Here is a 9,207-nt window from a genome sequence, read left to right as displayed (position 1 = left end):
GCCGTGGAATAAATGTTTCATAAACATAAATACCCGCCACATCAAATCAGACATGGCGGGTACATTTAGAAATTCATTTTGAATATTTTGCTTGTCTACTTGACAAGGGGCAGATCACATCCTGACAAATGCTTTCATCATTATTTTTATTTTTTTCTTTCCTGAAACCTGGAACTTTAAATATGCTTTATAAGTTTTTTCCAATATTTTCAAGTTCTTTTATAGAATCCTTGTTTTTTGCAAGTTCATCACTGGCTGTTGCATAATATGATTTTTGGAAAATCATATCCCATGAAAGATATTTCGCCATGCAGTCGAACTGTTTGTCAATTAACTCATACTGGATACTGTCCACCGGGGATCCTCCCACAACGATTGTTCCAACTTTTTTATTTTTCAGCTGCAAACCGCGGCAGTAGCACTTATCAATGATAAGTTTCAACTGCGCAGACATTCCCCACCAATATACCGGAGTAGCAAAAAGAATCACATCTGCAGCAGTAATTTTATCAATCGTGGGATTTGTATCATCCTGATCAATACATCCTTTATAACATTGACAGACCCCGCATCCCTTACAAGGTGCTATATGAAGTCTGTCTGGTTGGATGATTTCAATCTCATTCTTTTCTGACGCCCCTTTTATAAATGCGTCAATCGCCGTCAGCGTGTTTCCCCTTCTGGCACTTCCGTTAATAATTACGATTTTCATGTATGTTACCCCCAGTTTCTGATTTCATGAAATCATTATACCTTTTTTCGCTTATCCTGTCATCATGTTTCACCAATCAGAACCTGTCAAAATCCTCCTGTGTGGCAACCTTTCTCCATCCTTTGTACTCATCATTCCTGCTCTCCACAAACATATCATTCACCATCCCGATAGTCAGCAGATCCAGATCCTGGATGGAAATCCCCAGCTGCACACACCGGAGAAGAAACAGGGGAGTTGTCATTTCGCGGTCTGTTGCATGAAGTTTTTTTTAGCCTCCACATCCGTCCTGATGTTCATTCCCCACAGCTCGATCAGCTTCGGCAGAACCTGATAAATACTGAACGTATTGAACTCATCCAGCCAGTCCTCCGGATTATCCGGAATCGACGAATCCGCATGCTTCGCCATCACATACGCAATGTTCTCAAACATCTCAAGGGAAAACAGATCCAGGGAAGACTTTTCCGGATCCCCGTCCCCGATACTCTTTTCCAGAACAGATAAATCCTTGTAGATATCCCTCTGGAACTTAATCCTGTAAATACGCGGAATGGCGGCAGAAGCCTTAAAAACAACCGCCTTCCCGTTAATCTCAATCTTCTTCATCATGCTCATATCCGAATCCCCCTCAGCTCAGTGCTTTTCCATTTCCTGAAGCATCCACAATAGACTTTCCACTATCAGATGTCTGCAAAGAAACCGGATCTGCAGCCGGCAGATACACCGACTTATACCAGTCTGCATAAACAGTTGCATCCGTAGTATTCCCTGTCTTTGCCTTCACCTTTCCATCCGACAGCGGCGTGGCTTTAATGGTCAGTGTTTCCGTCTGCACTTCCTTCTTCTCCTCATTGGTCTTGCCTTCAATCTTCGGACGGGAAGCCGAACAGTTATACATTACATGGCGGATATGGCGCACATCCCCGTCAAACTCAAAAAGCAGGGCAAACAGTGCCAATTCTGCATCCGAGTTTTCAATCAGAACGCCCTTGGCATCCAGTTCTTCTCTCAGCACATCCGTCCGGAAACTCTCCGGAATCAGTGCAAGCTCCAGATCCCCGCCATAGCCCATATTGTTGTTGATCACATAATACGCAATACCATCCGCATAAAAATTCTCCGGCTCCCCGTTGGCAGCCAGGGACAGTGACACGGATCCCGGAAGCGGCACCGGTGCTGCATAGGACACCGCCCCGTCCTCACCAATCGTCAGTAAAGCGTAATGCGCATTTTTCAGGTTATACTTTACCTTGTTATTCTTATCAGACATAATATCCCTCCATCATTTAACAAATCATTACAGTTCCATACTGTACAGCACCTCATACAGCTTTTCGCTCTGGATCCAGACCTCCGACTTATTATAAAAAATCCCGGCATCATCCAGAACTTTTTCCACCAGAGCTTCTGCCACGGGATCCTTCCGGTCCGTGTAAAGCTCTATCCTTACTTCACTGATCCGGAAATATACCCGCCCGTCTGCCGAAAAATTATCACTTCCAGGAAGCAGATAGCAGATAAACGGCGGATCCGGGCTTTCCCCTTCCGCAAAATGGTCATAGGCAAAAGGAAATCCCGTCTCTTCCAGCATCCCTGCCAGTTCTTCCAGTGTCATATGCTTTCACCTCCTGCCATCGGAATTCCTCCTTTCTCAAGTTCCAATATTTTCTATTGTCAAAACCATTATTTCTACATATAATAATTAAGAACACGAAGCAAATAGTGTTCCTCAAAAACTCGTTTTCTGTTGACTACGAGTATTTTTGTGATATAATGAAGTTAGAGGATAGCGGCGTTGACCAGCTATCGTGGTGTTGAAGCAATTGACTGTGTCGGCATGCAGTCGGTTGTGGAGCCTGACCTTGGGTTATGCGATAACCTCAAACCGAATAGGTTTTTCGGAACTGAATGAAAACGCTTTTTAAGGGCCTTGCATTGGCAGGGTCCTTTATTTTTTGCAAAGGACAAGGTATAATATGGATCTATTACAACAGTCTGCACAAGCCTGGAAAGAAATAATTGAATATAGATATTTGTTTACATATGGCTATAAGAAACAGCTGTATCCAATTAATCTTACCTTTTCTCTGGAAGATTATCCGCATTTAGCTGGCTTCCAGTATATGAAAGATATCTCTCTTCCAAATTATTCTTCTGCCAAAATTGCTGATAGAATTCTTGAGGGTAAAATACTATTTGAAAAAGTTCAAAAAGCAGCCCAGTACGAGGAGATGATAAAACCTCGACTTGAAGCTTTAGTTCACTTGAAAGAATCCCTTGATAACAAATTTAATTTATATTCATACATGCCACGCATGTATCCTTTCATCACAGGCATTAAAGCAGATTATTTAATATCCAGCCATTTTAGTGTTGATAATTTCATCTTTATCATCAAGGCAAATGCGCAAGGTGAATTAAAATATGATTTTCTTTGTTGCTCCATTTTCGAAAAAGGTGATCGCGATTATGAAACAAATCAAAAAGCTCGAACACTGATGAAGAAAGAACGAATACATATTCCTTCTAACACCACCGATATTCTATTGGATCGCTTATCAGCTCAAACAAGGCCAGAAGACAAAAACTGATCCTTCAGATAATACAGAAGCAAAATCCGATGTTTCACAATAGTACCATTTCCTCTGGGAGGTGGTTTTTTTCTGCTATCCCCCCTATTCAATTTTGCGACTGCACACGCAAGACCCACCCGCCGTTCTATGGTGAGCCGGTCTACAGAGATTTTGATACCCCCTACCGGTCATGCCAATGATCCCCACGTTTCGCATGAATCTGTGAATGACACGACTTACACAACGCAATCAGATTGCTCCGGTCATGTGTGCCACCTTCACTCAAAGGAAGCTTGTGGTGAATCTCCTCCACTGGAACCAGAACTCCTCGCTCGTAGCACTTCTCACAGAACGGATGACCTGCAGCATACTTATCACGAATCCTTTTCCATGCACGACCATATCTTCTCTTCGCATTTTTATCTCTTCCGTATTTCTCATAATCACTATTCACTTTTTTCGCATGCTCTGCACAGTACCGCCCTGTCACTAACGCAGGACAACCTGGATAAGCACACGGTTTCTTCGGCTTGCTAGGCACAGTTACACTTCCTTCCATGCACTCAAAACAAGTTTTCTCATTGTCGCGACATTCGTCAAATGTCTGCTCATGCAAGCATGGCAGCTACTTTCCTCATTACTCATGCAAAAAAGCCCCGGGAAAATTTCTTCTCTCAAGGCTCTGTTCTGTCATACACTTTCGACACTATCATAATAACATATATGCTTCCCTGATTACGCTTTGCCCTTTTGAGTACGGCTCTATAATCAGAAACAGCACTAAGAATAATGGCATTGGCAAGATGTTCATATGGATGTTGTAGAAAATGCTATCGCCTTCGATGAGAGATCCGAATCAGCTCTTATGGTAGCAATGAAGAATATCACTAACCTGGATAATCCAAACAGCGTAGTTCAGATGAAGCAATGGCTCTCTGATAACGGTGTCGAAACTGAATCCCTTGGTAAGAAGGATGTTGCCAGTCTTATTAAAGCAACCGATGGCGATATCAGCAAAGCACTTAAGCTGAGACTCCAGCTTGCAAAGTCCTCTGTAAAGAAATACCAGGCAAGCATCCCAAAGGAAGGTGCCGTATCCACCAGCACATAATCATATCTGTCTCTGATTGGCGCCAATACCTCTGCCAGCATCCGCTCTGCTCCCATTTCTGTTCTAAGCTTCGCCTCCACAGCAGATAGATAAATAGAAGAAGGAATAAAATCCACTCCATCCTTGCTCTGAATATAATGCTCCAGCTCTTCTGGTTCCTCTTCCTCAATCTGTGCCATCAGCAGATGACCAATCGTATATTCCAGGTCCTTTGTATTCTCAATGCCATAACAGGTGCTGAGATTTGCCTGACTGTCGAGATCAATGGCAAGAACCTTCTTTCCCATACTGCAAAGAGAATATGCCAGATTCAGCGTGGTCGTGGTTTTACCCACGCCACCTTTCTGTGATCCGATTACAATAACCTTACTCATAATTACCGCTCCTCCTTCTCTGCCATGTACTGTGCCTTTTTCTCAGCTACAAACTGCGCATACAGCTCTTCCTTTTCTCTTTGGAATTGCTTCTGCAGCTTCTTAGTTTCCTTTTCCATAAAATCAGCCTTCATCTGCTCCAGCTCCGCTCTTTCAGTATCCGGCGTAATCACCAGCTTCCCATTCTCACAGCTGACGGAAATATAATCTCCGATCGCAAATCCCATCTCTTCCAGCCGCTGGCCCTTCAGGATAATTGTTGGTGTCGCTTTATAATTTCTTCCATTCTGGGAATATACCTTCATACTTCTGTTTTTCTGATTCTTCATAAGCTCTGTCTCCTTTTTAATTTGGAATTTTACATGGTCTCATGTACCATTTTGTGTTATACTCTTCTTAGATCTGCAACAACACATAGTCGGAGGAAATACCATGAGGAGAGAAAAAACCACCTATTCAAAACTTTCAGAAGCTCGCAGACGAGCAAATAAGAAATACAATGATCGATTCGTTGAAATAAAAGTTCGTGTAACCCCGGAGAAACGTTCCATCATCAAGGAACACGCTGAAGCTATGGGAGAAAGTGCAACTGCCTTTATTAACCGAGCCATCGACGAAGCCATGAAACGGGATCTTTCCGAGTAGCGACATATAGCGGTATATTCGCATTTCGCTTCCGGAAAACAAAAAAATCCGGTGACGCATGGATACAATTCCACACATCACCGGACGATTTTTATCCTCATAAATTTTCTCATGAACAATCTCCAATGTGTACTTTTCTACATAAATAATATCATGTACAAGGCTTCCCATTTGATAATTTTTGTCTCATTTTTTACACATTTCAAATGGTCTAAACCTGGTCTAAGCTCAACCTTTCCCCTTTATCAAACAGCCGAAAAACCCAGTGAAATCAAGCGTTCCAAGCACTTCATTAATCCATTGCCAGTATATTGCCGTGGCATACGAAAAGTACTCGAATCATTGTTTTTTGAATTGTACCCTTTGTCAAGGACATTTTTAAATTTGAGTACCCATATTTTCAGACATGACTTTTTTAGTATATCCTGCCTGATTTCTCCTCTCAAATTGCCTTGAAATGCCGTATTTTGCAAGGTTTTATCAGCATTTCAAGGTATCGTAGTTTTCTTCTCTATAATGTACGTTTCTGAGAATGTTTCATGTATAATCACATCCTTTTTTGAGCAGGTTCATGGCTTCTTTTTACAATATAAGCATATCAAAAAAAGCTGGAGATATCTAATCCTTTTAGGAATAAATATCTTCTGCTTTTAAGTTAATGACATTGAATAAAATCAAGGCTTTTCACGGCATCCATTAAACACTGCCGTGACAGACAAATAACATACTTATCATTGCTTAAAACTCCTTGAAATGCTGTATTTACGCTGTTTGCAGGCATTTTCCGATAATCTTCAATCCTGTCATTTTCCCGTATATCACAGCATAAATTCGTATATTTTCTTATCCAAATTTAGTAACTTCTTAGTAATAATCAGCCTGGAAAACAGGCTTTCTAAGAACCTTATAATCAGATTATTTTTAATTCTTTTTTCTATTATTTTATCATACTATGCCAGTTTTGCAATCCTATTCATCTCTTCTTTTGCATCAATTAATCCCAGATGCGTATATACATTTAACGTAACCCCTATATCAGAATGTCCCATTAAATATTGGAGTGCTTTCGGATTCATTCCAGCTTTCGCCATATTGGAACAATATGTATGCCTACATACATGTGGATGTGTCAAGTATAGGACAAAAAAAATTTTATTTTTTTCTGCCGAAGACTATCTGACGCTTCCATCAGGTAGTCCCAGCACCTTTATTATCTTTTGATAAGTCATTCTTGTCCTGCTCAAGTTACCTCTGTTCCGAAAAAATATCGTCAAAATTCCATTCGATTTCAATTTCATCCTGACTATGAACACGAATCACCTTGATAATCTCACGCAGCTTCTCTGTATCGAACTTCTGAATTCCCAAGAAATCTTTTAGTTTATCAGAAAGTTCTTTTTGTTCAAGAAGCTTTTTGCTATTCTCCGCATCTTCTATCTTTCGTTTTATTTTCTCCAGCTATCCACTCATCTTTTCCGAGGTCAACTGTCGGATCTGTTTTTGCAATTCTGCAGTATTAATCTCTTTGTATTCGCATTGCCTTTTGGAAGATATTTTCTTTTCTTTTTCCAGCATTGACGCTGCATACTGATGAACAAGCCCAAGGATATTCTCCTCCAGCGGTTCCCGTCGGATCACCAGACTTCGACACACAGGATCTCCATTGGTTCGAGCATCTGAGCATTTTAGCAGATGCTCCGTTTCTTTTAGTAAAGAATGCCCACAGTTGGCACATAACAGCAATGCTGGCTGCTTTTTACGTCTTTCCAGAGTAAAATTGGTGCGTGATTCTGCAACAATTCTCCGTTTTTTCGGATGCATTTCATTTGCTTTTTCAAACAATGCCCTGTCTATAATTGCTGTATGATGATTTTCCAGGCGAACCCATTCTGTTTCATCATTCAGAACTGCTTTATGACCAGTATGCATACTGCAACGTGTTTTGCCCCAGATTCTGGTTCCAATATAAATCTCATCCCGGACAATTGCCGCTACTGTCGTAGGGCTCCAGTGTTTCTTTTTGATCGTGTCAAACCTCTGGAACTGCACCTGATCCCCTCTTGATAATTTCTGCTCATCACAAGTGGCAATCGCCTGTCTGTTCAATTCCCTTGTAATATCTGCAAAACTTGTTCCTTCCGCTGCCATCCGAAAAATCATTTTCACGACTTTTACAGCCTACGGATCAACTTCCAGCCTTCCATCTTTTCCTTTTTTATAGCCATATCTGGCATTTACCGGAAGACGTGTACCATTTTTTGTTCTCGTCTGCATTGCTGATGAAATTTTCTTGGACAAATCCAGGCTATACATATTGTATACCAGATTCTGCAATGCTACATTCATTCCACCAGTCATTCCGTTGCTTGCTGCACTGTCATAGCTGTCATTAATCGAAATAAATCGAATCTGTAGAAGCGGGAAAATATATTCAATATAAAATCCAACTTCCAGATAGTCTCTTCCGAATCTGGAAAAGTCTTTTACAACTACACAGCCGATTTCTCCGCTTTTCATGTCATCCTGCAGCTGTTGAAATCCCTGCCTTTTAAAGTGAGTACCGCTGACACCGTCATCCACATATTCCAGGATATCTGCCTCAGCAACACCCAACTGATCAATCACAAATGATTTTAACAGAATTCTCTGAGAAGTTACACTGTCGCTCTCTTTTTTGGCTCTGACATCTAAATTGTCATCTTCTGCGGATAAACGGATGTAAATAGCTGTTTTTCTATGATCTGTCATCTTGACTGCGCCTCCTTCTCTTTCTTTAATTTCTGTAAATCTGCAAACTAATCGTCATATACCAGCTTGATCTCATAATCATACTTACCATGTCTTCCAGCATTGCCTGGAATGCAGGACGCTCAAAATTAGAGCCTGAGTAGCCATCATCAACTCGGACTGAAACAACTTCTATATCTTTTTTGTCTTTCAGGAAATCCAGAATCAAAGCTTTCTGGTTAGAAATGCTGTTACTTTCCAGTTTTGCTGAACTGGAAATATCGCCATCTTCTTTAGATAATCTGACATAGATGACGGCATGATAGATTTTATTGATATTCTGATACATATCTTGTGTTGTACTTTTCTGCAATCTTCTCATAAATAGTTTTCTCTCTCATTCATTTTACTAAAGGATTGAATGAGCTGTGTGATTGGCTTGCCAAATATAACTGTACAGATGTTTGTATGGAATCAACCGGAAAATACTGGATCCCTGTTTTTAACATTTTAGAGCAACACAATCTATGGGTTACTCTTTCTCATTTTGTCATGTCCTTTATTTCTTGGTTGCCCTCTACTTATTTGTTTCAAACTTTTCCTCCAATATATAAGTAGAATTACACCTTGTTCTATAGAACCAATTTAACTTGTTGTGCTAGATAAAATAAATATAAAGAAACTTCAACAAAATGTGCTATCCTATTTGTAGGGAATACAACGAAAGGAGGCATCATTATGTTAAAGTTCCAAGATAATAATACCACTGTTATTGCAACTTTTGAAGACTTTATTTTGACCACTTACGTTATTATTGACGAATTGTATCATCAGTTTGCACCTCCAGAAGTTACCAGCCGACGACATATCCTGGATGCAAAATTGTCTGACTCAGAAATCATTACTATCAGTCTCTGTGGAGAATTGGCAGGTGTTGATTCTAAGAATGCCTGGTTTTCTTTTGTGAAACGAAACTACAGGCATCTTTTTCCACAGCTTTGCAGCAGAAGTCGTTTTAACAGAACAAGACGCGCTCTGATGCAGACAACAGAATTGTTACGA

11 protein-coding genes and 4 pseudogenes are annotated in these 9,207 nt (G+C 40.6%); 4 read left to right on the top strand and 11 right to left on the bottom strand.

The features are described 5' to 3' along the window. Positions 1–187 precede the first annotated feature (187 nt). From KQI87_RS04105 to KQI87_RS04085, 5 genes are all read right to left on the bottom strand, one after another. Positions 188–712 carry a flavodoxin family protein gene (locus tag KQI87_RS04105; protein ID WP_117510850.1) on the bottom strand — a complete coding sequence of 175 codons (525 nt, stop codon included), beginning with the start codon at positions 710–712 and terminating at the stop codon, positions 188–190. 76 nt (positions 713–788) lie between these two features. Further along, entirely contained in the window at positions 789–956 is a 168-nt protein-coding gene (locus tag KQI87_RS04100; RefSeq protein WP_216459003.1) for a hypothetical protein, read from the bottom strand. After that, positions 953–1,330, bottom strand: a complete 378-nt coding sequence (locus KQI87_RS04095) for a hypothetical protein (RefSeq protein ID WP_216459002.1) — start codon at positions 1,328–1,330, stop codon at positions 953–955. The genes KQI87_RS04100 and KQI87_RS04095 overlap by 4 nt, the downstream gene beginning before the upstream one ends. Positions 1,331–1,343: 13 nt before the next feature. Continuing rightward, entirely contained in the window at positions 1,344–1,985 is a 642-nt protein-coding gene (locus KQI87_RS04090) for a major tail protein (protein ID WP_216459001.1), read from the bottom strand. Positions 1,986–2,012: 27 nt separating this feature from the next. After that, the gene (locus KQI87_RS04085; RefSeq protein WP_118688420.1) at positions 2,013–2,330 is read right to left on the bottom strand and encodes a hypothetical protein; all 318 of its coding nucleotides are present in this window, start codon (positions 2,328–2,330) and stop codon (positions 2,013–2,015) included. Positions 2,331–2,691: 361 nt separating this feature from the next. Here KQI87_RS04085 and KQI87_RS04080 point away from each other — a divergent pair, with 361 nt between their 5' ends. Beyond that, positions 2,692–3,306 carry a PBECR4 domain-containing protein gene (locus KQI87_RS04080; RefSeq protein ID WP_216459000.1) on the top strand — a complete coding sequence of 205 codons (615 nt, stop codon included), beginning with the start codon at positions 2,692–2,694 and terminating at the stop codon, positions 3,304–3,306. Between the two features lie 163 nt (positions 3,307–3,469). Here KQI87_RS04080 and KQI87_RS04075 read toward each other — a convergent pair whose 3' ends face one another. The 3 genes from KQI87_RS04075 to KQI87_RS04065 all read right to left on the bottom strand — a co-directional run bounded on the left by KQI87_RS04075 (position 3,470) and on the right by KQI87_RS04065 (position 5,102). Next, positions 3,470–3,829 (bottom strand): HNH endonuclease signature motif containing protein, encoded by a 360-nt coding sequence (locus tag KQI87_RS04075; RefSeq protein WP_216458999.1) that lies wholly within the window; start codon positions 3,827–3,829, stop codon positions 3,470–3,472. Positions 3,830–4,203: 374 nt separating this feature from the next. Then, entirely contained in the window at positions 4,204–4,773 is a 570-nt protein-coding gene (locus tag KQI87_RS17485; protein ID WP_330655671.1) for an AAA family ATPase, read from the bottom strand. Positions 4,774–4,775: 2 nt separating this feature from the next. Next, on the bottom strand, positions 4,776–5,102 hold the full coding sequence (locus KQI87_RS04065) for a SymE family type I addiction module toxin (RefSeq protein ID WP_216458998.1): 327 nt from the start codon (positions 5,100–5,102) through the stop codon (positions 4,776–4,778). 103 nt (positions 5,103–5,205) lie between these two features. On the opposite strand from KQI87_RS04065, the gene KQI87_RS04060 reads away from it, so the two are divergent. Beyond that, a complete protein-coding gene (locus tag KQI87_RS04060; protein ID WP_216458997.1) occupies positions 5,206–5,418 on the top strand; it encodes a hypothetical protein in 213 nt (70 codons plus the stop codon). Positions 5,419–6,368: 950 nt separating this feature from the next. Here KQI87_RS04060 and KQI87_RS04055 read toward each other — a convergent pair. The 3 genes and pseudogenes from KQI87_RS04055 to KQI87_RS04045 form a co-directional block, all read right to left on the bottom strand. Further along, entirely contained in the window at positions 6,369–6,551 is a 183-nt protein-coding gene (locus KQI87_RS04055) for a tyrosine-type recombinase/integrase (protein WP_226845253.1), read from the bottom strand. Positions 6,552–6,663: 112 nt separating this feature from the next. Beyond that, a pseudogene (locus tag KQI87_RS17480) lies at positions 6,664–8,166 on the bottom strand (recombinase family protein). 88 nt (positions 8,167–8,254) lie between these two features. Beyond that, positions 8,255–8,494 (bottom strand): annotated as a pseudogene (locus KQI87_RS04045) (recombinase family protein); the annotation flags it as partial. 56 nt (positions 8,495–8,550) lie between these two features. On the opposite strand from KQI87_RS04045, the pseudogene KQI87_RS17475 reads away from it, so the two are divergent. After that, a pseudogene (locus tag KQI87_RS17475) lies at positions 8,551–8,691 on the top strand (IS110 family transposase); the annotation flags it as partial. 192 nt (positions 8,692–8,883) lie between these two features. Continuing rightward, positions 8,884–9,207, top strand: a pseudogene (locus tag KQI87_RS04040) (IS982 family transposase); the annotation flags it as partial.

Origin of the sequence: Blautia sp. MSJ-9 (assembly GCF_018919065.1) — a bacterium.
Taxonomy (GTDB): domain Bacteria; phylum Bacillota; class Clostridia; order Lachnospirales; family Lachnospiraceae; genus Blautia_A.
Note: the sequence above shows the minus strand (reverse complement) of the source record. Positions and strands in the feature narration are given on the sequence as shown.

Bases quoted from the DNA above. Each gene is read 5' to 3' on its own strand.
- KQI87_RS04105 (WP_117510850.1), bottom strand. From the start codon at position 712: ATGAAAATCGTAATTATTAACGGAAGTGCCAGAAGGGGAAACACGCTG.
- KQI87_RS04100 (WP_216459003.1), bottom strand. From the start codon at position 956: ATGACAACTCCCCTGTTTCTTCTCCGGTGTGTGCAGCTGGGGATTTCC.
- KQI87_RS04095 (WP_216459002.1), bottom strand. From the start codon at position 1,330: ATGAGCATGATGAAGAAGATTGAGATTAACGGGAAGGCGGTTGTTTTT.
- KQI87_RS04090 (WP_216459001.1), bottom strand. From the start codon at position 1,985: ATGTCTGATAAGAATAACAAGGTAAAGTATAACCTGAAAAATGCGCAT.
- KQI87_RS04085 (WP_118688420.1), bottom strand. From the start codon at position 2,330: ATGACACTGGAAGAACTGGCAGGGATGCTGGAAGAGACGGGATTTCCT.
- KQI87_RS04080 (WP_216459000.1), top strand. From the start codon at position 2,692: ATGGATCTATTACAACAGTCTGCACAAGCCTGGAAAGAAATAATTGAA.
- KQI87_RS17485 (WP_330655671.1), bottom strand. From the start codon at position 4,773: ATGAGTAAGGTTATTGTAATCGGATCACAGAAAGGTGGCGTGGGTAAA.
- KQI87_RS04065 (WP_216458998.1), bottom strand. From the start codon at position 5,102: ATGAAGAATCAGAAAAACAGAAGTATGAAGGTATATTCCCAGAATGGA.
- KQI87_RS04060 (WP_216458997.1), top strand. From the start codon at position 5,206: ATGAGGAGAGAAAAAACCACCTATTCAAAACTTTCAGAAGCTCGCAGA.